Source organism: Flavobacterium sp. (assembly GCF_040379285.1).
GTDB lineage: Bacteria > Bacteroidota > Bacteroidia > Flavobacteriales > Flavobacteriaceae > Flavobacterium.
The window spans coordinates 38,613-60,941 of sequence record NZ_JBEILJ010000009.1; the positions used below are offsets into that span (position 1 = coordinate 38,613).

22 protein-coding genes are annotated in these 22,329 nt (G+C 40.1%); 10 read left to right on the plus strand and 12 right to left on the minus strand.

Annotated features, from left to right (window positions below; all coding sequences use genetic code 11):
- Positions 1-328 precede the first annotated feature (328 nt).
- Complete coding sequence (locus tag ABWO12_RS03460; protein ID WP_353087251.1) at positions 329-934, plus strand: IMPACT family protein; 606 nt, start codon at positions 329-331, stop codon at positions 932-934.
- Here the strand turns inward: ABWO12_RS03460 and ABWO12_RS03465 are convergent.
- Positions 931-1,335, minus strand: coding sequence for an acyl-CoA thioesterase (locus tag ABWO12_RS03465; RefSeq protein ID WP_353087253.1), 405 nt, complete (start codon positions 1,333-1,335; stop codon positions 931-933). The two genes, ABWO12_RS03460 and ABWO12_RS03465, sit on opposite strands and share 4 nt — an antisense overlap.
- 188 nt (positions 1,336-1,523) lie before the next feature.
- Here ABWO12_RS03465 and dnaA point away from each other — a divergent pair, with 188 nt between their 5' ends.
- Genes dnaA through ABWO12_RS03480 form a run of 3 tightly spaced genes read left to right on the plus strand, consistent with a single transcriptional unit; the run spans position 1,524 to position 4,190 of the window.
- On the plus strand, positions 1,524-2,951 hold the full coding sequence (gene dnaA, locus ABWO12_RS03470) for a chromosomal replication initiator protein DnaA (protein WP_353087254.1): 1,428 nt from the start codon (positions 1,524-1,526) through the stop codon (positions 2,949-2,951).
- 49 nt (positions 2,952-3,000) lie between these two features.
- Complete coding sequence (locus ABWO12_RS03475) at positions 3,001-3,468, plus strand: low molecular weight protein-tyrosine-phosphatase (protein ID WP_353087256.1); 468 nt, start codon at positions 3,001-3,003, stop codon at positions 3,466-3,468.
- On the plus strand, positions 3,468-4,190 hold the full coding sequence (locus tag ABWO12_RS03480; RefSeq protein ID WP_353087258.1) for an SAM-dependent methyltransferase: 723 nt from the start codon (positions 3,468-3,470) through the stop codon (positions 4,188-4,190). Before ABWO12_RS03475 ends, ABWO12_RS03480 begins: the two co-directional genes overlap by 1 nt.
- Before the next feature lie 27 nt (positions 4,191-4,217).
- Here the strand turns inward: ABWO12_RS03480 and ABWO12_RS03485 are convergent, their stop codons facing one another.
- From ABWO12_RS03485 to dapF, 5 genes are all read right to left on the minus strand, one after another.
- Positions 4,218-4,853 carry a peptidoglycan-binding protein LysM gene (locus tag ABWO12_RS03485; protein ID WP_353087259.1) on the minus strand — a complete coding sequence of 212 codons (636 nt, stop codon included), beginning with the start codon at positions 4,851-4,853 and terminating at the stop codon, positions 4,218-4,220.
- A gap of 98 nt (positions 4,854-4,951) precedes the next feature.
- Complete coding sequence (locus ABWO12_RS03490) at positions 4,952-5,860, minus strand: DUF2279 domain-containing protein (RefSeq protein WP_353087261.1); 909 nt, start codon at positions 5,858-5,860, stop codon at positions 4,952-4,954.
- A gap of 2 nt (positions 5,861-5,862) precedes the next feature.
- Positions 5,863-6,897: an endolytic transglycosylase MltG gene (gene mltG, locus ABWO12_RS03495; protein WP_353087263.1), complete on the minus strand. Its 1,035-nt coding sequence runs from the start codon at positions 6,895-6,897 to the stop codon at positions 5,863-5,865.
- A complete protein-coding gene (locus tag ABWO12_RS03500; protein WP_353087264.1) occupies positions 6,884-7,438 on the minus strand; it encodes a GNAT family N-acetyltransferase in 555 nt (184 codons plus the stop codon). The genes mltG and ABWO12_RS03500 overlap by 14 nt, the downstream gene beginning before the upstream one ends.
- The gene (gene dapF / locus ABWO12_RS03505) at positions 7,435-8,238 is read right to left on the minus strand and encodes a diaminopimelate epimerase (RefSeq protein WP_353087265.1); all 804 of its coding nucleotides are present in this window, start codon (positions 8,236-8,238) and stop codon (positions 7,435-7,437) included. The genes ABWO12_RS03500 and dapF overlap by 4 nt, the downstream gene beginning before the upstream one ends.
- 134 nt (positions 8,239-8,372) lie before the next feature.
- On the opposite strand from dapF, the gene ABWO12_RS03510 reads away from it, so the two are divergent.
- From ABWO12_RS03510 to ABWO12_RS03525, 4 genes are all read left to right on the plus strand, one after another.
- Complete coding sequence (locus ABWO12_RS03510) at positions 8,373-9,761, plus strand: trypsin-like peptidase domain-containing protein (RefSeq protein ID WP_353087267.1); 1,389 nt, start codon at positions 8,373-8,375, stop codon at positions 9,759-9,761.
- A 148-nt stretch (positions 9,762-9,909) separates the two neighbouring features.
- Complete coding sequence (locus ABWO12_RS03515) at positions 9,910-11,358, plus strand: glyceraldehyde-3-phosphate dehydrogenase (protein ID WP_073363347.1); 1,449 nt, start codon at positions 9,910-9,912, stop codon at positions 11,356-11,358.
- Between the two features lie 174 nt (positions 11,359-11,532).
- Complete coding sequence (locus ABWO12_RS03520; RefSeq protein WP_353087269.1) at positions 11,533-11,751, plus strand: hypothetical protein; 219 nt, start codon at positions 11,533-11,535, stop codon at positions 11,749-11,751.
- Between the two features lie 562 nt (positions 11,752-12,313).
- Positions 12,314-12,547, plus strand: a complete 234-nt coding sequence (locus ABWO12_RS03525) for a hypothetical protein (RefSeq protein ID WP_353087270.1) — start codon at positions 12,314-12,316, stop codon at positions 12,545-12,547.
- An 87-nt stretch (positions 12,548-12,634) separates the two neighbouring features.
- Here ABWO12_RS03525 and ABWO12_RS03530 read toward each other — a convergent pair whose 3' ends face one another.
- The 5 genes from ABWO12_RS03530 to ABWO12_RS03550 all read right to left on the minus strand — a co-directional run bounded on the left by ABWO12_RS03530 (position 12,635) and on the right by ABWO12_RS03550 (position 19,817).
- The gene (locus tag ABWO12_RS03530; protein ID WP_353087272.1) at positions 12,635-14,902 is read right to left on the minus strand and encodes an aconitate hydratase; all 2,268 of its coding nucleotides are present in this window, start codon (positions 14,900-14,902) and stop codon (positions 12,635-12,637) included.
- A 215-nt stretch (positions 14,903-15,117) separates the two neighbouring features.
- On the minus strand, positions 15,118-15,462 hold the full coding sequence (locus ABWO12_RS03535) for a hypothetical protein (protein ID WP_353087274.1): 345 nt from the start codon (positions 15,460-15,462) through the stop codon (positions 15,118-15,120).
- A complete protein-coding gene (locus tag ABWO12_RS03540; RefSeq protein WP_353087275.1) occupies positions 15,462-16,415 on the minus strand; it encodes an AAA family ATPase in 954 nt (317 codons plus the stop codon). The genes ABWO12_RS03535 and ABWO12_RS03540 overlap by 1 nt, the downstream gene beginning before the upstream one ends.
- Positions 16,416-16,430: 15 nt before the next feature.
- On the minus strand, positions 16,431-17,834 hold the full coding sequence (locus ABWO12_RS03545) for a peptidylprolyl isomerase (RefSeq protein WP_353087277.1): 1,404 nt from the start codon (positions 17,832-17,834) through the stop codon (positions 16,431-16,433).
- A 6-nt stretch (positions 17,835-17,840) separates the two neighbouring features.
- The gene (locus ABWO12_RS03550) at positions 17,841-19,817 is read right to left on the minus strand and encodes a peptidylprolyl isomerase (RefSeq protein WP_353087279.1); all 1,977 of its coding nucleotides are present in this window, start codon (positions 19,815-19,817) and stop codon (positions 17,841-17,843) included.
- A 194-nt stretch (positions 19,818-20,011) separates the two neighbouring features.
- On the opposite strand from ABWO12_RS03550, the gene ABWO12_RS03555 reads away from it, so the two are divergent.
- Both ABWO12_RS03555 and ABWO12_RS03560 read left to right on the plus strand, forming a co-directional pair.
- Positions 20,012-21,601, plus strand: a complete 1,590-nt coding sequence (locus ABWO12_RS03555; protein WP_353087281.1) for a peptide chain release factor 3 — start codon at positions 20,012-20,014, stop codon at positions 21,599-21,601.
- Positions 21,602-21,711: 110 nt separating this feature from the next.
- Positions 21,712-21,933, plus strand: a complete 222-nt coding sequence (locus ABWO12_RS03560) for an Fjoh_0651 family PID-CTERM protein (protein WP_353087283.1) — start codon at positions 21,712-21,714, stop codon at positions 21,931-21,933.
- Positions 21,934-22,174: 241 nt separating this feature from the next.
- On the opposite strand, the gene ABWO12_RS03565 is transcribed toward ABWO12_RS03560, so the two are convergent.
- On the minus strand, positions 22,175-22,321 hold the full coding sequence (locus ABWO12_RS03565; RefSeq protein ID WP_353087284.1) for a hypothetical protein: 147 nt from the start codon (positions 22,319-22,321) through the stop codon (positions 22,175-22,177).
- Between the last annotated feature and the right edge of the window lie 8 nt (positions 22,322-22,329).

A 22,329-nucleotide genomic window follows, 5' to 3' on the forward strand; every position in this document is an offset into this window, starting at 1 on the left:
TGTTTAAAAACGGTCAACTCTAATCAGGGAAGTTCATGAGCTTCTAAGATTCTGAGCCAATGCACACTGCGAGTGCTTACTCGAGAAATATATTTAATCCTCTACACCTTTTCCTCTTTACTTACATTCGCCTTTTTACCCAATTTACACTTTTTACACACAATCATTGACACATCTTGACACATTAGCACATCGCCTGCGTTAGGGATTGAGGGATTGTTGGAGCTCGCCCGAGGAACGAGGGCAGCGACTCCCGAAAGCCCGGGCCGAAGGTAACGCCCATATTTTAAATAAACTTTTTATTTTTACAGTCTAAACTAGTTGTGCCTTGAAGGATACGTATCGTACTATTGCTGCACCGACGGCACCAGTTCTTTTTAAAGAAAAACAGAGTAAGTTTTTGGGCTTTGCCTTTCCTGTGGCTATGGAAGCGGTCGTTAAAACACATTTGGAACAGTTGCGAAAGGAACATGTAGGGGCGGTTCATTTTTGTTACGCATATCAATTGGGCGCGGAGAAAAAGCAGTATCGCACCAACGACGATGGGGAGCCTTCTAACTCCGCCGGAATGCCTATTTATGGACAATTGTTGTCGTTTAATCTCACCAACGTATTAGTAGTGGTGGTTCGATATTACGGGGGTATTAAATTGGGGGTTGGGGGACTCATTGCGGCGTATCGCACGACAGCGCAACTCACCTTGGAAACGGCAAAAATTGAAGAGCGAACAATAGATGTTTCGTATAAAATATGCTTCGATTACCCCATGCTCAACAAAGTGATGCGTTTGGTAAAAGAACACCATTTAATTGTTCTCCATCAGTCGCAAACAATGCGATGTGAGATGATCTTGGCTGTCCGCAAAAAGAATGCTGAAAAGTTGCAGGGAGCTCTTGCCGCTTGGCACGAAATTACATGGGAATCGATTGATTAAGAATCGGTATCAATAATGGCTAAGACCTCGGCGGGTGGAACGATGGGACGCCCTGTTTTTACATCAACGAAAACAAGGATAAAGTGAGCAGTTGTTAATAACTCATCAGATTCACTGCGGATTTCGCAGTCAAATTCAATCTTTACCCCTTTATATTGCCGTAATCGCGTACTGACTGTGAGAAGATCGTCGTAGCGGGCAGGTTTTTTATAATTGATATGCATGGAAACAATGGGCAGCGCCACACCGCTCTCTTCCAGTGCTTTATAAGAAATCCCTTGATTTCTAAGCCATTCCACGCGTCCAATTTCAAAATAAGGGACATAACTCCCATGATATACCACGCCCATTTGATCGGTTTCGCTGTAGCGAACGCGAATTTGTATTTCGTTTAATTTCATCTATACATTTGTGCTGTTAATCTATGATTTTCGTTTTCATTACAACAATTTTTTCAAAAAATCAATAGTCTTTAATTTTTTTTTAACCAAAATTGTTCACATATTTGTTAACCCAAAATCAGGGGGTATTCCCCTACTTTTCCTCAGCAATAGAACCCTTACATTAAAGTATTAATTTTAACAGATTTATGAGTAAAACTGCGCAAACAGTATGGGAAAATTGTCTTTCTTTTATCAAGGACAATATTCAAGATCAAGCTTACAAAACTTGGTTTGAACCGATTAAATCCGTTGAACTTACTGATAATGCGTTGTACATTCAAGTTCCCAGTAAATTCTTTTACGAATGGCTTGAGGAACACTATGTAAAACTGTTAAAAGTTGCCCTTACTCGCGAGCTTGGGAAAAACGCAAAGTTACTGTATAAAATTAAGATGGAAAACACGTACGGCAACAAACAGCCATTTACGGAACAGTTGCCCAGCGCTCACCGCAGCCCGATCAAATCGCAGAATGTGGACGCTCCCTATAAGAACTTGAATCCCGAACTCAAAAATCCATTTATCATTCCAGGAATTCGCAACGTCAAAATCGAGTCGCAATTAAATCCGAATTACAGTTTTGACAACTTTTTGGAGGGCGATTCCAACCGTTTGGCGCGCTCGGCTGGTTTGGCAGTTGCTAACAAACCCGGGGGAACCTCGTTTAATCCCTTATTGATTTTTGGAGGTGTTGGTTTGGGAAAAACCCACTTGGCACATGCGATTGGGGTAGAAATTAAAGATAAATATCCTGAAAAAACAGTGTTATACATTTCTGCCGAAGTGTTCACCCAACAATATATTGATTCAGTAAAAAAGAACAACCGCAACGATTTTATCCATTTTTATCAATTGATTGATGTTTTGATCATTGATGATGTTCAGTTTTTATCGGGTAAATCAGGAACGCAAGATGTGTTCTTCCATATTTTCAACTACTTGCACCAAAATGGCAAGCAAGTAATTTTGACCTCGGACAAAGCGCCTGTAGACATGCAAGACATTGAGCAACGTTTGTTGTCGCGCTTCAAGTGGGGACTCTCCGCAGAGCTACACCAACCCGATTATGAAACACGCGTATCGATTTTACGCAACATTTTGTTCCGAGACGGCGTAGAAATGCCTAATGAAATCGTGGAATATGTTGCCCAAAATATTAAATCCAACGTGCGTGAATTGGAAGGAGCTATCATTTCACTCATTGCTCAATCGTCTTTCAACAAAAAAGAGGTTACCCTCGATTTGACGAAGAGCATTGTAGAAAAGTTCGTGAAAAATGTGAAACGTGAGATTTCTATCGACTACATCCAAAAAGTGGTTTCCGATTATTTCCAACTTGACATAGACACTTTACAATCCAAAACGCGTAAACGTCATGTGGTACAAGCGCGTCAATTGGCTATGTTTTTTGCTAAAAAATTCACAAAGGCTTCTTTAGCCAATATTGGGGCTCAAATTGGAGATCGCGATCACGCTACAGTTTTACATGCCTGCAAAACAGTTGACAACCTTGTAGCTACTGATAAACAGTTTAAAAAATTTGTGGAAGATATCAACAAAAAGTTGTCATTGTAGTTGGGTTTCGTACTTTTGTGCGAGAATCTTAGCCTAGTATCATAGTATCATGTCCGTAAAAATTTTGATGGTTTGCTTAGGAAACATCTGTCGTTCTCCATTGGCAGAGGGTCTTTTAGCATCTAAATTACCGCAAGACAAATTTCTCGTAGACTCGGCCGGTACTGGAAATTACCATGTGGGTCGTCAACCGGATGCGCGTTCTATCGCAACAGCAGAGAAAAACGGCCTTTCCATTGCGCAACAACGCGCCCGACAATTTACCCCTCGTGACTTCGACACCTTTGATTATATCTACGTCATGGACAATTCCAATTATGACGATGTGATCGCTTTGGCAAAAAACGAATCCCACAAACAAAAAGTCGATTTAATTCTTAACGCCATATTCCCCGGGGATAATGTTGATGTTCCCGATCCCTACTACGGTTTGCAAAATGGTTTCGATATGGTTTATGAAATGCTCGATGAAGCCACCGATATTATTGCACAACGTTTACTGGAAAAATCGAGTTGATGGAATCAAATCCTAAAGGCAAGCTTTACCTCATCCCTATTCCACTGGGCGATAACGACCCCATGGAAGTTTTACCCTTCACGGTACAACGGGCTATTGAAACCTTAGATCATTATGTGGTTGAAAATGAGAAAACTGCCCGTCGATTTATCAAAAAGATTGCCCCTGAAAAACCGCAACCCTCTTTACACCTTCGCACGTTAAACAAACATACCGAAGTGCAGGAACACCGCAGTATGATTCAACCTTGTTTGGAGGGAATATCAGTAGGTTTAATGAGTGAAGCCGGCTGTCCTGGCGTTGCTGATCCGGGAGCGGTTATTGTGAAATTAGCACACCAATTGGGCATTAAAGTGATTCCTTTGGTGGGGCCCTCCTCGATATTATTGGCGTTAATGGCCAGCGGGATGAATGGCCAAAGTTTTGCCTTCAACGGATATTTGCCGATTGATAAAAGTGAAAAGAAGGGCACCCTAAAATACTGGGAACGTCTTTCATTAGAACGCAATCAGTCGCAATTGTTTATCGAAACGCCGTATCGAAACAACAAACTCATGGAAGATTTGATGCAAACCTTGCATCCCAACACCTTACTCTGTGTAGCAACCGATATTACGCTTCCAACTGAATACATCAAAACCTTCCGTATTGCCGATTGGAAACAGAATAAAGTAGACCTAGACAAGCGCCCTACCCTATTTATTCTTCACAAAAACGCATAAAAAAACCTCACTTAGGAGGTTTACTTTTTAGTTTACTTTCGGATTTTTCTCGGCTTTAATCTGGTGGGTTTCGTAGCCCCCAAACCGTTTCATATAGGTCTTCACCGAAGTACCATAGCCATCATGGCATTTGCGTTTTCCTTGCGACTCTAGGAAACGGCGTACCGATCCTGGTCCTCCCAAATGCGCCGCTGCCAAAATACCCGACTCGGTAACATACACTCCATCAATAGTTTTCCCACGGTAACGCTTAATATCGTACTGTAATATCCATTTGTGTTTTTTCAACAAAGCCATAAAAGCTTTTTCCTGCATTTCAGGACTACGCATAAAAGCAGAAGGATTATGAACGCCTACAGAAGCTAAGGTTTGTGTGCCAAATTGGTACTTCCCCATAAATCCTTTGGTGTTCACTTTTCGGTAATTGCCTTGCGATTCCTTAAAAGCAAGTGCTTCGCGGAAACCGATAAAATATTTTCCGGTAAAAGGAATGGCATTGTGGGTGTAATCTGAGGGGTTTAAAGAGGGATATTGATACAACAACTCCTCATCTTCACTAATGTGAAACCAATCGTGTGCTTCGACATCGAGTGGTTTGAAAGCGGAACTAATAAATCCGATAACAAGTAAAATGGTAAGGTAATACGTCCATTTTTTGATCATAAAGTGTGTTTTCCAAGTCCTGTCACCACTTGATTAGCGGGGGCAAATATACGACCTTTTTTAATATAAAACTTGAATATCAGGCAGTTAATTAATTCTTAAAAGTAAATCCAATGTCCAATCCACTTTCCGGAGGCTTGATATTCAAGGGTTGGCGCTGGAATTTTCACCACATTAAAAACAGAAAAAAGGGTTTTTAAAAGCCTGTTATTTGTACGTATTTTCGTTAGGTTTATATCCAAACTAAGATAAAACTGTCGTTGACGCGTGTAATTTTCCCCTCCTAAGAGTGCTGCTGACTCACTTCGTCCTGCAAGCATACCGTCGGCACCATATCCGAAGGCAACGCACAACCAAGGTGGGATTTTTAAGGATTTAAAAAAATCGGCTAAGGTAAACGATAACCAATACGTTTGTCCATTGTAATCTTTGAGCAGTTGTTCTTGAAGACTTGCCCCTAAAAGATTGGAGCGTTGCGGTGCAAAACGGGTTTGTTGGAAGGAAAATTTGGGCACAATTCGTTGCTCTTTCCACAGCAATTCTTGTCCCACATACAAAGCTGTCCCAGAAGTATTGGCAATGATATCGCCCCAAGAGGCACCCCATTCGGCCGAAAATCCATCAAAAACTTCGACGGCAGTCATAAAGGCTAAAGCAGAGGCTGAACCATAGAGCAACTGACTTTTGGTCGACATACCTGCCCAGCGAAACGATTCGGCTCCCAACCTGCTTAAATGGTAACAGGAAAATACATGTCCCGCTTTGTCCATTTGCAACCATTCATTATTGTCATTTATAAAATGAAATTGCGATTGGGGATAGTCTTTATACCATAATTGATGAAGACCGCCCAATGCCGTCGTCGCCAATCCAGCGGTGGAGAGTACAACGGCATTTCTTCGGGGAATATGTAAGGTGTCTGATGGTTTTAGAAACGAATACGGTTGCTGTTGTGCAAACAGACTCCCATAGAAGATACCTACTAATAAAAGCAACCACCGAAACATGGTTATCGCGTTGTACCCGTTGAATTAATCCAGTCGGCGTAGCGTTTTGCATTGACTTGATGTTCGGCATAAGAAGACGCAAACTCATGGTACCCAAAACGATCAACGCTAGCACAGAAAAATATAAAATTATGTTTTTCTGGATTTAAGACCGCATCAATGGCAGAGATATCGGGCATGGCAATGGGTCCTGGAGGCAACCCTGCATAAACATAAGTATTGTAGGGTGAGTTTATGGATAAATCGGCATACAATACCCTTTTGATCACTTGATTAAAATCATTCGACTGTAGCTTCAAGGCATAAATCACCGTGGGGTCAGCTTGAAGGGAGACTCCTTGGGCCAAACGATTTAAATAAGCACCAGCTACGCGAGGGCGTTCGTCTTTTTTGACGGTTTCTTTATGTACAATAGAAGCCAACGTAATCACTTCTACGGGTGACATTCCCAGTTTTTCAGCCTTAACCAATCGATCAGCATTCCAAAAACGCTTGTATTCTTGGAGCATTTTATTGCGAAATTTCTCCGCTGAAACATTCCAATAAAATTCATACGAATTGGGAATGAACATCGCAATCACATTTTCTTTTGTAAAACCATTTTCTTTTAAAAATAGACTATCCCGAAACACTTTCATGAGTTGGGTCGTATCGGGTTCAATCTGTTGGCTAAAGCGCACACACAAATCCTCTAAACGCTCTTGGTTGTTGAAGGTTAGCTTTACAGGTCTGTTGTGACGTAAGGCTGCTACCAACCCGAAGTTCCCCATTCCTTTCTCCAATAAAAAACGACCTGGTTTCACATTTTTATCGTAACGACGAAGCGCCGCCATATTTTCAAAACCGCCCACACCGTTGATGTAGGGCGCCATTATTTTTTTGACATCTTCAAAGGTTGACCCCGTGGGAATAGTAACCCATTTTTCATTTTCATTAAAGGTAGTGTTGGACGCAAAAAAACGCAGGTAACCCGCAATTCCAAAAAGCAAAGCCAACCCCCCAAGGATATAAAGTAGTTTTTTCTTATTCGCGAACATGTTCGTTGTTTTTGTTTTGAATCAATTGAAAAAGTGCTTCGTCAAAATACTGCCCGTTTCGATAAATCCAATCTTTTTTTAGGCCAATTTTTTGAAAGCCAAATGTAGTAAAAAGAGCTATGCTCGCCGCATTTTCTAGGCCAATATTTGCATAGACTTGATGCAGTTGTAAGTGATGAAAAGCATACTTGACAAGCAACTCAAGTGCTTCTTTTCCTATCCCCTTGCCGCGATCATTTTCATTTTTGATGAGGATGCCAATTCCTGCACGCCGGTGAACTGGGTCAAAATCGAAAAGATCAATCAAGCCAATTGCCGTGGTGGATTCCTGTAAACAAATGGCTAAGCGAAGTTGTTTGGCTTCAAATATATCTTGATGCGCGTTTTCGAGGTATTGCCGAATCAAAAACCGACTGTAAGGCGTGAGGGTATGACTTACTTCCCAAATGGATTCGTCATTTTCAATAGCATATAAAAATTCTAAGTCCTCAGGTTCTAAGGCACGAAGATAAACCGAATGACCACGTAATGTTTGCCTCATAGTTCTATTTTTCCTTCAAAAACAAATGTTGCAGGTCCGATTAAATGCACCTGGGTATATTTTCCATCCACCACTGAAAAGGAAACGTGTAGCTTCCCTCCTTCTACCTCTAAATCAATCATAGTGGCATCGGTTTTCCCTAGCGCCTGCATGGCAATGGCAACGGCTGTAGCGCCCGTTCCGCACGACAGCGTTTCATCTTCTACTCCCCGTTCATAGGTTCGCAATCGAAAATGATTATCGCCCAAAGGTTGCACAAAATTGACATTACTGCCCGCGTGTCCGTACAAATTTGAATACCGAATGGCTGCCCCTTCTTTTTTGACATCGAGCTGATTCAAATTGTCGACCAAGGTTACATGATGCGGCGAACCCGTGTTGAGGAAAACATAATCCGGTTGAAAAGAAATTTCGTTTACATCTATCATTTGTAGCGAGACCAAATCCGAATCGGAAATCGTTGCATGATGCAAGCCGTCAACTGCCGAAAAAGTAGCTTTATTTTGTATAATGCCCAACTTTTTGGCAAAAGCTGTCAAACAACGTCCACCATTTCCACACATACTGCTCTCTTGACCGTCGGCATTGTAATACACCATTTTAAAATCGACCTTTTCGGCAGACAAGTCGGTCAAATTGTCATTTTCTAACAAAATCAACCCATCAGCACCAATGCCAAAGCGGCGGTCGCATAAAAACTGGATGGTTTTGGTATCATTTTTGGGAAAAGTGAGTTGACGGTTGTCGATCATCACAAAGTCGTTTCCTGTGCCGTGGTATTTGTAGAATGGTATAGTCATTTTTAAACGAACCTAAAGTACAAAGTTACAAATATTAAAGGCACGCCAAACAATGTTAAACGAGCGTTAAAGGAAAAACGACCGGGTAATAATTTTATAATTTTGAGGTTAAATAGTAGATAAAAATTAGAGACATGAAACGATATAGTGCATTATTATTTATAGCCTTTATTAGTGGAGCCACCACATTGGTAGGGTATAAACTGTTTTTTGAATCCAATCGTAATGGGAATTCGATTGTGACCATGGCACCCCAGTATAGCGCACGCAATGTGGCCTTGGGTGCAGAAAATATTGATTTCACTGCGGCTGCCGATCAAGCCGTACACACTGTAGTTCACGTGAAAAATGTTTCGGTTCGTTCGGTTTACGACCCGATTCGTGAATTTTTCTATGGCGCGCGCGGTGGGATTCAACAAGAGCAAATCGGAACTGGTTCGGGCGTGATTATTTCGCAAGACGGCTATATTGTGACCAATAACCACGTGATAAAAGATGCCAATCAACTTGAAGTAACCTTAAACAACAAAAAAGTGTATAAGGCAAAGTTGATTGGAACCGATTCCAAAATGGATATTGCTTTGTTAAAAATTGACGCCGATGAAAAACTCCCCTATGCTACCTTCGCCGATTCTGATCAAGTTCGTGTTGGAGAATGGGTGTTGGCGGTAGGTAATCCGTACAATCTAACCTCAACGGTAACTGCGGGTATTGTATCGGCAAAGGCGCGTAATTTGGATACCAATGGCATTCAATCTTTTATCCAAACGGATGCGGCGGTCAATCCGGGAAATAGTGGCGGTGCGTTGGTTAATACGCGTGGCGAGTTGATAGGCATTAACACCATGATTTCGTCTCCTACGGGAAGTTATGCGGGATATTCCTTTGCCGTACCTTCCAATATTACCCGAAAAATCATTGAAGACATCATGGAATTTGGGAATGTACAACGCGGTGTTTTGGGCGCTGTAGGAAATGAACTTAACGGGGTTCGTGCTAAAGAACTGGGCATCAAGCAAACGGAGGGTTATTACATTACGAATGTGATTGAAAATTCGGGGGCGGCCAAAGCAGGCATCAAAAAAGGAGATGTTATTGTAAAATTGGACAACCAAAAGATAACTACCTATCCTGAGTTAACGGGGTATTTGAATACCAAACGTCCCAACGACCGAATTAATGTGACGGTGATTCGTGAAGGGCAAACGAAAGTAATTCCGGTGACCTTAGTCAAGAACGATGTAATCAATACAGAATTTAGAGGCTTAGAATTGGAAAATCTATCGGCAGCCGACAAAAAACGATACAATATTGAATCGGGAGTACGGATTAAAAATGTGACCAATGAGCGATTACTCCCCTACAAAGAGGAATTAGTGGGGAGCATCATACTAAGCATTGACAACACCAATGCGGCGGATGTGGAAGCGGTTTCCAAAATGCTTGGAAACAAAGATGACCGAGAGGTTGCAAGTGTTCGTTTACTTACCAAAAACGGTCAGATTTTGCGCTTCATTATCTAATACAAAATATACAAATGAATACTAGCCACTCGACTTTACGGGTGGCTATTTTTTTTGAAAAAAATGTTTCAAATAATTTTACGAAAACGTTATAGTTGATTACTTTTGCACCAAATTTAAAAACACAACTCCACCTTAATTTTTAATCATGACAACAAACCAACAGTACGAAAAGGAACTTGCTTTTCAAGTTGACCGAAGAAAAGCAGCCATCGACATCATCAAAATTGTGAGTGATTTATGGTATGATAAATCCATAGAGTTGATCTTTTTCCGCAATCCATTGTTGAATCGAAATGTTAGCGATGTAATGAACTTGCATGAGTATGCGGGGGAATTCATTCAAAAGCCGATTAATGTTTTTGATACTGTTGAAATAGCCAAAGCCTTGTCGAATCTTGATTTACCGCCCTCTCGCATTGATATTGGAAAACTTACTTACGAATTCCACATGGACACCAATGCGGTGCACGATCCGCGTGCTTTTGTGATTGATCGTTTGAAGGATTCCAAAAAATCACAGGAAATTAAACCCAAAGACGTGGTATTATATGGTTTTGGACGTATTGGTCGTTTGCTCGCTCGTGAAATGATGAGTAAAATCGGAAAAGGCGAGCAATTGCGTTTACGCGCCATTGTAACCCGTGACCGCAACGATGCACAATCCTTGGAAAAAAGAGCTTCCTTATTGCGTTATGACTCGGTACATGGCGATTTTGAAGGATCTGTTTCGGCCGATGTCGATAATAATGCTCTTATCATCAATGGAACAACGGTGCATATCATTACCGCTGCAGGTCCTGAAGAAATTGACTATACCCAATACGGAATTGAAGAGGCTTTAGTCATTGATAATACTGGGGCGTTTACTACCGAGGAAGCATTAAAAAGGCATTTGACTTCCAAAGGGGTTGAAAAAGTATTGCTTACAGCGCCCGGCAAAGGGGTTCCCAATATTGTTCACGGTGTAAATCACAACGATTACAATCCGGATGAAGTTAAAATTTACTCCGCCGCCTCGTGTACTACCAATGCGATTACTCCAGTTTTAAAAGCTATTGAAGATACCCTTGGTGTAGTAAAAGGACATTTGGAAACGATTCACGCTTATACCAACGACCAAAATTTGGTTGACAACATGCACAAAAAATACCGTCGTGGTAGAGCAGCGGCTCTCAATATGGTAATTACCGAAACGGGAGCTGGAAGTGCTGTAGCTAAAGCCTTACCAAGTTTGGCTGGAAAATTAACTTCTAATGCAATTCGTGTTCCCGTGCCCAACGGTTCGTTGGTCGTTTTGAATTTGGAAGTAGGAAAAACCACTACCGTTGAAGAAGTCAATAACATAATGCGAAAATATGCCTTAGAAGGTGAATTGGTGGAGCAAATAAAATACTCACTCAATAACGAATTGGTTTCTTCAGACATTGTAGGTACTTCAGCGCCATCCATTTATGACAGCAATGCTACTATTGTTTCTGGAGACGGAAAAAATATAGTATTGTATGTGTGGTATGACAACGAATATGGATACAGTCATCAGGTGATACGCTTGGCAAAATACATTTCAAAGGTACGACGCTATACGTACTATTAATAGTTATTAATTCAAGAAAAAAAGTCCGGTGCTTAAGAAGTATCGGACTTTTTTCATAAAATCATCCGAAAATGCAATTATTCATCGTGTTATTGTTTTTTATTTAAATAATTTTTAAGATTCGCCCCAAGCTATATCCCAAACTACTTAACTATCAAACAATGCACCACTCTAATGCTGTTATTGTTTGCTTCCTTTGTATCAGCACAAAGCACTTTTGCAGAACAATGTGTCAAAACGTATCGCTTCGGTTACAATGGCATGGAACTCATTGCCACCTCTCCCAAAGAGACCATAATTGTAAGCACGTATAATTACAAACTAAGTATTAAAGAAGATATCGCCAATAAAGTATACCAATACTATTGGGATGAATTACGAAATAATGATTAGGGTCCCGTAACGGTGACTATCGATGGAGATTTTGCAAAAGTTACAGGTAAATGTATTGTAACCAAAAAAGGAAAACTAACAGCTGTCGAGTTTCACTTTGAGAAAATCGAATGGCCAAATTACATCATTGAATTGTACTGATTGTATCAAAGTTTAAAAATAGCCTAAGTATAATTTTAAACTCAAAGTGAGAAGTTTTTTTTATTACCATACATTATATAGTAAGTTTTTTATTACAATAATGCTTATTAATTGCATTTTATCGATTTTATTTGTATTTTATCGATTTTGTTCGTACACTTGTTTCAAGAAAGTAAACAAGTTCAAACAATTCAGCCCCAAATCGAATTGTAACTTAACCTACGAATCTATGCGATACATTATCATTCTTCTGATGGAGATGATGAGTATGAGACAAAGTTTTGCACAATGGAATAGAATTAAACCTTATGCTTATGGCAAAAATGGTATGGAATATATCGTTTGTTACCAAAGTTGTCATACTATAATTGTACGTATATTTCATGCTTGAGCAGATTTGATGTAATCCATTTCCAAAGCGATGTTTCAATACTTTACCCAAAACAAACCCATTTCTGGCGCTTGGATTACACTAGAGGTAGAGGGTGCTAAAGTATCGGGGAGTTGTATCATCAAAGAAATCGATCGGTTGACCGCTGTAGAGTTTTATTATGATACCGTAGTGCGGAGCAACGGAATCACCGAGGTTTACAGACCCGTTCGTCCCGAACTCCCCACGAGTACAGCACAAAGTGCTATTGCCATTGAAGAATAATGCTCATATTATATTTTGTTTTAGGTTATTACGAAAAACGCCCCTTGTGCAAGGGGCGTTTTTTTATTGCAAATATATTACTAACCTTTAGACTCTCCCAGCGGCAGCAATAAGATTCAAGGCAGAGCCCGCTTTAAACCATTCGATTTGACCCTCATTGTAACTGTGATTCGCCAAAATAGTCTCTTTAGAGCCATCGGTGTGAACCACTTCAATTGTTAAGGGTTTCCCTGGCGCGAATGCTGTCAAGTCCACAAAGTTGAACGTATCGTCTTCTTGGATTTTATCGTAATCGGCTTCATTAGCAAACGTTAGTGCCAACATTCCTTGCTTTTTAAGATTGGTTTCGTGAATACGCGCAAATGATTTTACCAAAACAGCAGAAACGCCTAAGTGTCTTGGTTCCATAGCTGCATGTTCACGCGATGATCCCTCTCCATAGTTTTGGTCTCCTACTACAATCGATGGAACACCCGCAGCTTTGTAAGCACGTTGTACTTTTGGCACTTCATCGAAGGCTCCTGTCAACTGATTTTTCACTGAATTTGCTTTACCATTGAAAGCATTTTCAGCACCAATCAACATATTATTGGAGATATTATCCAAGTGACCACGGAAACGCAACCATGGACCTGCCATCGAAATGTGGTCGGTGGTACATTTTCCAAAGGCTTTGATCAACAACTTAGCGCCTGTAATGTTTTGTCCGTTCCAAGGACTAAAGGGATCCAACAATTGTAAACGCTCTGATGTGGGCGAAACCACCACTTCAACAACACTCCCATCAGCAGCAGGCGCTTGGTATCCTGCATCCCCTACATCAAAACCACGATTGGGTAATTCATCACCAACTGGTGGATTTAATTTAATCGCTTCTCCATTATCATTCAATAGCGTATCGGTAATCGGATTAAAGTCCAAACGCCCTGAAATCGCCAAAGCCGCAACCATCTCAGGAGAGGTTACGAAAGCATGGGTGTTGGGATTTCCATCGGCGCGTTTCGAAAAGTTACGGTTGAACGAATGCACAATTGTATTTTTCTCGCCTTTATCAGCACCTTCACGATCCCACTGACCAATACAAGGTCCACAGGCATTGGTAAATACTTTGGTTCCCATTTTTTCAAAAGCAGCCAAAATACCATCACGCTCGATGGTGTAACGAATCTGCTCAGAACCTGGATTAATACCAAACTCGGCTTTTGGGGTAATATTATTCGCCACAGCTTGTTCAACAATAGAAACGGCACGTGACATATCTTCGTAAGAAGAGTTCGTACAAGATCCAATTAACCCCCACTCTACTTTCAATGGCCAGCCATTTTTAGCCGCCTCATCTTTCATTTTAGAAACAGGTGTTCCGCGATCGGGTGTAAAGGGTCCGTTGATATGTGGCTCCAATTCTGAAAGATTGATTTCAATCAATTGGTCGAAATACGTTTCAGGATTTGCATATACTTCTGGATCGGCTGTCAAATACGAGGCCACTTGATCGGCTGCATCAACAACATCTTGACGCCCTGTAGCAATTAAGTAACGACGCATTGAATCATCATACCCAAACGTTGAAGTAGTTGCTCCGATTTCGGCACCCATGTTACAAATGGTTCCTTTACCTGTACAAGACATGGCTATAGCTCCTTCCCCGAAGTATTCCACAATAGCGCCTGTTCCTCCTTTTACAGTCAGAATATCAGCTACCTTTAAAATTACATCTTTCGGAGCTGTCCAACTGTTTAATTTACCGGTTAGTTTCACCCCAATCAGTTTGGGGAACTTCAATTCCCAAGACATACCAGACATTACGTCAACGGCATCTGCACCTCCAACACCAATAGCTAGCATGCCTAGACCTCCAGCATTTACCGTATGCGAATCCGTACCAATCATCATACCGCCTGGAAAAGCATAATTTTCTAAAACGATTTGATGAATAATTCCCGAACCGGGCTTCCAGAATCCGATACCGTATTTATTTGAAACTGAGGATAAAAAATCAAAAACTTCTTTCGACTGTGAATTGGCCACCGCTAAATCGGTTTTTGCACCTACTTTGGCTTGAATCAAGTGGTCACAGTGAACGGTTGTAGGAACGGCTACTTTTGATTTCCCAGCGTGCATGAATTGCAACAAGGCCATTTGTGCCGTTGCATCTTGACATGCGACACGGTCTGGTGCGAAATCAACATAATCTTTTCCTCTTGAAAAAGATTGTGAGGGTGTGCCTTCCCATAAGTGAGCATATAAAATCTTTTCTGAAAGTGTCAGCGGACGACCCACCAATTCACGTGCTTTATCGACACGTTGTGGCATATTGGCGTACACCTTTTTAATCATTTCAATATCAAAAGCCATAGATAAAGGTTTATTTGTTTGCAACGCAAATTTACGAAATCGATATTCTTTAAAAAATTTTTAATCAAATATCTTTATCAGAAGAAATAATTTGTAAAAACCATAGTATTGCTATATGATTTTTATTAAAAAGGAAATAATTGAAAGAAAAATTAAAATAAGTTGATTTTTTTAACTAAAAATAACAAACTATAGAAGAAACCCTAGAAATCCATTTACTTTTTTAGGGCTTTAAACACTAAGAAAAGACCCGAAAATAAGGTGGTTAATACAAGAATAAGTATAAAATAAAGCATTGAATTCATGCCTTGTCCCTCGGAACGTTGGGTCCAAATTTGAAAGAAAACATACCCATAATACCCCGAGAATATAAGAGCGCTACCCGCTAGAAGCAATTGCAGAATACGTTGTTTCCAAAAAATACTGATGCATATAAAAAGTCCGAAAAGCAAGGCGGGGTAATGGATGGTTCCAGAACCCAAGTAATGCTCTAGAAACCAAAAAAGAGCCACTCCAAAAAGGAGCAATTCTGGAAGCCATGCAACGAACTTACGTCCCATTACAAAAGCTTTTGAATAATCATTTCTTCAGTGATTCCCTCCGCATCGGCTTTATAATTCTTGATAATACGGTGACGTAAAATACCTTCAGCTACCGCTTGAACATTTTCACGATCGGGCGAAAATTTTCCTTGAAACGCGGCATGGGCTTTGGCTGCTAAGATTAAATTTTGTGACGCCCGAGGACCTGCCCCCCAATCCAAATAATTCTTCACATAGGCGTCGGCCATAGCGCCACCGGGACGGGTTTTATTGACCAAGCTCACAGCATATTCAATCACATTATCCGCCACAGGAATACGGCGAATTAATTGCTGAAAATCAATAATCTCTTGAGCGGTAAATAAGGCATTGATTTCGGGCTTTTGGTCGTTGGTGGTGGACTTTACGACTTGAACTTCTTCCTCAAAAGTGGGATATTCAAGTTTAATCGCAAACATAAATCGGTCCAATTGCGCCTCTGGCAAAGGATAGGTTCCTTCTTGCTCAATAGGATTTTGGGTAGCCAAGACAAAATAAGGTAAATCCAATTTATAGTTATGACCCGCAATCGTTACTGCGCGTTCTTGCATCGCTTCTAAAAGTGCCGCTTGTGTTTTGGGTGGCGTTCGGTTAATTTCATCCGCCAAAATAATATTGGAAAAAACAGGGCCTTTGATAAACTTAAATTGTCGGTTTTCATCCAAAATTTCACTTCCCAAAATATCAGAAGGCATCAAATCGGGGGTAAACTGTATCCGCTTGAAATGCAAGCCTAAAGCCTGAGCGATAGTATTCACCATTAATGTTTTGGCCAAACCTGGAACCCCAACGAGTAATGCATGTCCCCCTGAAAAGATACTAAGTAAAATTTGATCCACCACAGCATCTTGGCCGACAATCGCTTTTCCAATTTCGGTTTTTAACTGATTCCGTTTTTCGACAAGATTTTGAATAGCCGTTACGTCTGACATAGGAATGCGTTTAAATTATTGTTTTAACCAGTTGTTGGTGAATTTACAGTCGCGGTATTCCGCATTGATTTTGATATATGTTTCTTTGATTTTTTCATCAAACCACTTGGCGATTGCTTTTAATTGCTTTTCTTTCAGCGCAAGCTCACGAATTTTTGTGTAATCCTTACTAAAATCAGCCAAATGCTCCTCCATTTTGGAAGTAACTGACATGATGATGTAACGCTTTCCGTTGCGTCCGTCATCGTCAAATAATACTTGTGTCATTTCGCCCCCCTTCAAATTGGACACTTGTCCGTACATTTCGGGATCCATTTTGGTCAATTCAAAATGGGTATCCTGCGTTTTCGGGTTGATTAAAACACCTCCGTTGGCGCGCGTTTCTTTTTCATCCGAAAACTTACGGGCCGCTTCCTCAAAAGTCAGTTCTTTGTCGGCGATACGCTTGCGCACTAACTCCGCCTTTTCACGCGCTTCTTTGAGTGAAGCACCCGTTACTTTGGGTTTTAATAAAATATGACGAATCTCTAAATCTTGACCGCGAATTTTTTCCAAATAAATGATATGGTATCCAAATTCGGTTTCGAAAGGCTCTGAAATTTCTCCTTCCTGAAGCGAGAAGGCTACATCTTTAAACTCTTTGACAAAAGGGGTCTTTTTATTCATCTTGTAATAGCCACCTGTCGAACGTGAGCCAGGGTCTTCGGTATACAAAACAGCTTTGGTAGTAAAACTTGCTCCGTTGAGGACTTCTTTTTTAATTTCCTTCAAGCGATCAATAACCACTTTCTTTTCTTCATCACTCACTTTGGGATTGATAACGATTCGAGCAACTTCAACTTCAGCACCAATGAGAGGCAGATCATCTTTGGAAAGACTTTTGAAAAAAGTGCGGGTTTCTTCTGGCGTAATTTCAACAGCACTTACAATTTTTTTGGTCATTTCAGAAGCCAACTGTTGCTGCTTGAGAATGTCAAACAGCTCGGTACGGAATTCATCTTCGTTATCTTTCTTAAAATATTTGACCACCGCATCCATGGATTTTAACTGTTCAACCATGTAATCTATCTGTTGGTTCATGCGTTCTTTGACATCCTCATCTTTGACCTGAATAGAATCTTGAATTGCTTGATGGGCATACAATTTTTCCTCCATCAATTTCCCGAGAATCTGACAGCGGGTAATGTCTTTGGTGGATTGCCCTTGGCTTTCAATTTCAAGATACGTTTTATCAATTTCAGAATCCAAAATATTATAATCACCCACTGTGGCTACAATACCATCGATACGTTTTTTTCGAAACTGATTTTCAACGGGTTTTTCAGGCTGTTTTTCGGGTATAATTTCCTGAGCAGACACAGCCACTACTGAAAAAAGGTAAATACTGAGGATTCGAAAGAAGGAAAAAGTACTATTCATGGATGTTTATTTCTTAATTTGTTGTTTTATCCGTTCAAAAACGTCATTATTCACCTTGATGGTAAACTCTTTCTTCAGTTCATTAATCCAATTTTGTTCGAGGTATTGTTGATATTCATTGGTCACACGGCCTTTACATTCTTCCAACGACTTGATCCCTGCGGGAATGACTTTTCGTATGCGGACCACATAATAATACTCCCCTTTTTGAGAGACATCGGTTACTTTTAAGTCGGGACTCACGTTTTTAGGAAGCGCATCCACTCCTTCTTCATAAATCCCATCATACATCATTACATTTAACTTGTCGGCCGTATTAAACTTATCCTTAATAGCTTGTGCAGTGGCTCCTTTTTTCAACATTCCCATGACTTTTTTCATTAAATCGGGTTGTGTTGAAGAAAATACTTCCGCATCGTAACGCATTTTCCAAACGTATTTCTGCTTACTATTTTCATAAAAAGCGGTTAGTCCCACCGTATCTGTTTTTGACCGTTGCCAAATTTCTTTTTCCATCAAATCAAACAAAAGCAATCCTTCACGGTATTCGTTCATGATAGCTGCAAATTCGGGATGGTCGTTTTCCAAATTCTCATTGTTGTATGTAGCCCTTTGTTCATCGGCAAAACGATCGAAATAAAAGTCCGCCAACTTGGCCACAGGTTTCAACCCAGCGGCATTTTTTTGTTGTGTGTAGAGGTAGTCCAAAAAGTTGCCCCCAGTAATTGCTTTTGTCCCCACAGTAAAAAGCGCACCTTGATATTTGGTCAAATCGGCAGGCATTTTCCACTCCCCTTTATAAAAAGTATCATCAAGGGTTTTGACCAATTCTTTATACAATTTATCATCCCGCTTCATCGGGTACTTTTGACGTAATTTTACCGCCAAGGCGTCGCTAATTTTACGCGAGCGATCATCACGCGCTATTTTTGTTTCCAACTCGGCTTTCATTTCATCCTTACTGCGCAACGGATACTTTTCGTTAAATTTAACGATATGCCAACCATATGCCGTTTCAAATGGCTTGGACAACGGCTTTTCCTTACTCAAAGCAAATGCTTCATTTTCAAAAACTTCGGAACTCAACTGACCCGAAGCAAATTTATTCAACAGACCGCCTTTGGTAGAAGATGATTTGTCTTCGGATAATTGTTTGGCCAACTCCTCAAAACTTTCACCTTGTTGTATTTTTTGGTAAATCTCATCGATTTTGGTTTTGGCTTTTAACGGATCTTCGCCCTCTTTCGGTTTGAGCACCATGATATGGGAAACCGCAATTTCGCCACGATTATTTCGAATCTCGTTGACTTTGATCACATGGTAACCAAAACGAGAGCGCACAGGCATAGAAACTTTACCCACAGGTGTTTTGTAAGCTCCGTTTTCAAAGGCATAAACCATACGAAAAGCGGTGAAATAACCTAAATTTCCTTTGTTTTCTTTAGCAGATGGGTCTTGAGAAGTTTCTTCAGCAACCGCACCGAAATCTTCCCCTCCTTTCACAATACGATCGCGAATAGCCATCGCTTTTTGATAGGCAGCTAGTGTATCGGCAGGGGGCGCATTTTCATCTACCATCAATAAAATATGAGAAGCATTTACTTCTTTTTGCAAGCGCTCATACCCTTCATCCATAAGTGCTTGGGTAACTTTTGAATCCATCAAATAGGTCTTCGAAAGTTGTGTGCGGTATGATTTTAATTCGTTTTGATACGCACTTCCTTGCTGCAATCCCAATTTAAATGCCTTATTCACTTTCAACTTATATCCAATGTATAAGTCCAAGTATTGATTCAAATCTTTTTGAGACTCATCTTTTACCAAATCCAAATTCTTGAGGTAAACACGTATGAATTCGTCGGTGTAATACGGTTGATCATTAATGGTAAAAAGAACTTCTTTGGTTGTAATTTGTTGCTGAGCATGTACCGATAATACGGCAAAAAACACCAATAGTAAAGAGCTTATTTTCATTCGCATCATAGAAATTATTATTTTTTCGTAAGCGCTTAAGAGCGTAAATATGAATTAACAAAAGTAACAAAACAGCACTATTACACAAGGTTGTACCCTACTATTAACAAAAATTTATTAACACTATTGCTAGGGTGTTTTTCCGCTTGGATTGCATAAGGTTTTGGCAAAGAAACACTATTTTTGCTGCCAATTTTGAAGTTATGAATTTTACACAGGAAATTGCACGAAGACGTACGTTTGGGATTATTTCTCACCCTGATGCAGGGAAAACAACCCTAACCGAAAAACTTTTACTTTTTGGAGGAGCAATTCAAGAGGCTGGTGCAGTGAAAAGCAATAAAATAAAAAAGGGGGCTACCAGTGACTTTATGGAAATTGAGCGCCAAAGAGGAATATCTGTGGCTACTTCGGTTTTAGCTTTTAACTATAAGGATAAAAAAATCAACATACTTGACACCCCCGGACACAAAGATTTTGCAGAGGACACCTATCGAACGCTAACTGCTGTTGATAGTGTGATTGTAGTGATTGATGTGGCGAAAGGGGTTGAGGAACAAACAGAAAAACTGGTTTCCGTATGTCGTATGCGTAAAATCCCGATTTTAGTGTTCATCAATAAATTGGATCGTGAAGGTAAAGATGCCTTTGATTTGATGGATGAAGTAGAGAAAAAACTCGGACTACAAGTTACCCCAATGAGTTTTCCCATTGGTATGGGTTATGATTTTCAAGGGATTTACAATTTATGGGAAAAGAATATCAATCTTTTCAGTGGTGATAGTCGCAAAAATATTGAAGATGTTATCGAAATAAAGGATATAAAAAGCAACGAACTCGATCAGGTGGTTGGTGAAAAAGCGGCTGCTAAATTACGCGACGAATTGGAATTGATTCAGGAAGTCTACCCCGAATTTGATCGAAATGCCTATCTGGAAGGGAATTTACAACCCGTTTTCTTTGGATCGGCGTTAAATAACTTTGGAGTCCGTGAATTGTTGGACTGTTTTATTGAAATCGCACCGAGTCCTCGTCCCAAAGATTCTGATACGCGTTTGGTGAAGCCTGATGAAGAAAAGTTATCGGGGTTTGTGTTTAAAATCCATGCCAATATGGATCCAAAGCACCGAGACCGATTGGCGTTTGTCAAAATTGTATCGGGCACCTTTGAACGTAACAAACCTTACACCCATGTTCGGTTGCAAAAAACATTGAAATTTTCGAGTCCAAATGCTTTTTTTGCTGAACGAAAAGAAATTGTAGACATCTCCTATCCAGGGGATATCGTGGGCTTACATGACACCGGGAACTTCAAGATTGGCGACACGTTGACAGAGGGTGAAATGATGAATTTCAAAGGAATTCCAAGTTTTTCACCCGAACATTTTCGATACATCAATAATGCCGACCCTATGAAAGCGAAACAATTGGAGAAAGGGATTGATCAATTGATGGACGAAGGGGTAGCGCAATTGTTTACCTTGGAAATGAACAACCGTAAAGTTATTGGAACGGTTGGCGCTTTACAGTATGAAGTTATTCAATACCGTCTAGAACATGAATACGGAGCCAAATGTTCCTACGAGAACTTTCCAGTTCATAAAGCGTGTTGGGTAAAACCAGATGATGCTAAAAATGAGGAATTTGCCGAGTTCAAACGTATCAAACAAAAGTTTCTAGCCCATGACAAATACGGACAGTTGGTGTTTTTAGCCGATTCTGATTTTACCATACAAATGACGCAAAGTAAATATCCTAGTGTGAAATTGTTTTTTACCTCAGAATCAGAATAAGTTAAGGATTACGTTAATCGCTACTTAGTCCATTTTAAACGATTATTTTAACTATTTTAGATGTTTTTTTAAAAAATGATTCTATCTTTGTGCCATAAAAATCTGAAAAGATGAAAAATAAGTTAGTTTATTTAACCGTTTTAGGTATAGTCTTATTTAATACAATGATCGCATTTGCCGATACTATTCCTGGAGATGATGGAGATGGTGGCTTGGAGAATGGTGACCCTGGACCTGCCCCCATCAATGGTCAAATATATATTTTAGCGCTACTAATCATTACATTTATGTTCTTTTTCTTAAAAAGAAATCTTAAGAAAATAAATAAATAAATAAAAAGAATTAGTATATAAATGACAAAGACTACTTAACGTAGTCTTTTTTTTTGAGTATAATTCTCTATTTTTTAGTTATTTTCAAAAAACTGAAACCTTTAAAATTTGAAATCCAGTGACCTGTAGTTAATGTCTTCACAACGCTTAATCAAAGAATAAAGCTACATGTTTTAGACTTTACTTATCATAAAAAAGGCCGCTCATTGAGCGGCCTAATTTATGAATGTAATCTTTAGATTTAACGTTTCACCACGCGAAGTGTTTTCACATTAGTTCCTTGGGTTAAAATCACATTGTATACACCCGCAGGATAGTTCGCTCCTACTTCGGTACTTTCGATAGCGTCGGCGTTAACCTTACGTGTTTCGATGGCACGACCCATCATGTCATACA

Coding starts and splice junctions, on each gene's coding strand:
- ABWO12_RS03465 (WP_353087253.1), bottom strand. CDS start 1,335: ATGAAATTAAACGAAATACAAATTCGCGTTCGCTACAGCGAAACCGAT.
- dnaA (WP_353087254.1), top strand. CDS start 1,524: ATGAGTAAAACTGCGCAAACAGTATGGGAAAATTGTCTTTCTTTTATC.
- ABWO12_RS03475 (WP_353087256.1), top strand. CDS start 3,001: ATGTCCGTAAAAATTTTGATGGTTTGCTTAGGAAACATCTGTCGTTCT.
- ABWO12_RS03480 (WP_353087258.1), top strand. CDS start 3,468: ATGGAATCAAATCCTAAAGGCAAGCTTTACCTCATCCCTATTCCACTG.
- ABWO12_RS03485 (WP_353087259.1), bottom strand. CDS start 4,853: ATGATCAAAAAATGGACGTATTACCTTACCATTTTACTTGTTATCGGA.
- ABWO12_RS03490 (WP_353087261.1), bottom strand. CDS start 5,860: ATGTTTCGGTGGTTGCTTTTATTAGTAGGTATCTTCTATGGGAGTCTG.
- mltG (WP_353087263.1), bottom strand. CDS start 6,897: ATGTTCGCGAATAAGAAAAAACTACTTTATATCCTTGGGGGGTTGGCT.
- ABWO12_RS03500 (WP_353087264.1), bottom strand. CDS start 7,438: ATGAGGCAAACATTACGTGGTCATTCGGTTTATCTTCGTGCCTTAGAA.
- dapF (WP_353087265.1), bottom strand. CDS start 8,238: ATGACTATACCATTCTACAAATACCACGGCACAGGAAACGACTTTGTG.
- ABWO12_RS03510 (WP_353087267.1), top strand. CDS start 8,373: ATGAAACGATATAGTGCATTATTATTTATAGCCTTTATTAGTGGAGCC.
- ABWO12_RS03515 (WP_073363347.1), top strand. CDS start 9,910: ATGACAACAAACCAACAGTACGAAAAGGAACTTGCTTTTCAAGTTGAC.
- ABWO12_RS03520 (WP_353087269.1), top strand. CDS start 11,533: ATGCTGTTATTGTTTGCTTCCTTTGTATCAGCACAAAGCACTTTTGCA.
- ABWO12_RS03525 (WP_353087270.1), top strand. CDS start 12,314: ATGTTTCAATACTTTACCCAAAACAAACCCATTTCTGGCGCTTGGATT.
- ABWO12_RS03530 (WP_353087272.1), bottom strand. CDS start 14,902: ATGGCTTTTGATATTGAAATGATTAAAAAGGTGTACGCCAATATGCCA.
- ABWO12_RS03535 (WP_353087274.1), bottom strand. CDS start 15,462: ATGGGACGTAAGTTCGTTGCATGGCTTCCAGAATTGCTCCTTTTTGGA.
- ABWO12_RS03540 (WP_353087275.1), bottom strand. CDS start 16,415: ATGTCAGACGTAACGGCTATTCAAAATCTTGTCGAAAAACGGAATCAG.
- ABWO12_RS03545 (WP_353087277.1), bottom strand. CDS start 17,834: ATGAATAGTACTTTTTCCTTCTTTCGAATCCTCAGTATTTACCTTTTT.
- ABWO12_RS03550 (WP_353087279.1), bottom strand. CDS start 19,817: ATGATGCGAATGAAAATAAGCTCTTTACTATTGGTGTTTTTTGCCGTA.
- ABWO12_RS03555 (WP_353087281.1), top strand. CDS start 20,012: ATGAATTTTACACAGGAAATTGCACGAAGACGTACGTTTGGGATTATT.
- ABWO12_RS03560 (WP_353087283.1), top strand. CDS start 21,712: ATGAAAAATAAGTTAGTTTATTTAACCGTTTTAGGTATAGTCTTATTT.
- ABWO12_RS03565 (WP_353087284.1), bottom strand. CDS start 22,321: ATGATGGGTCGTGCCATCGAAACACGTAAGGTTAACGCCGACGCTATC.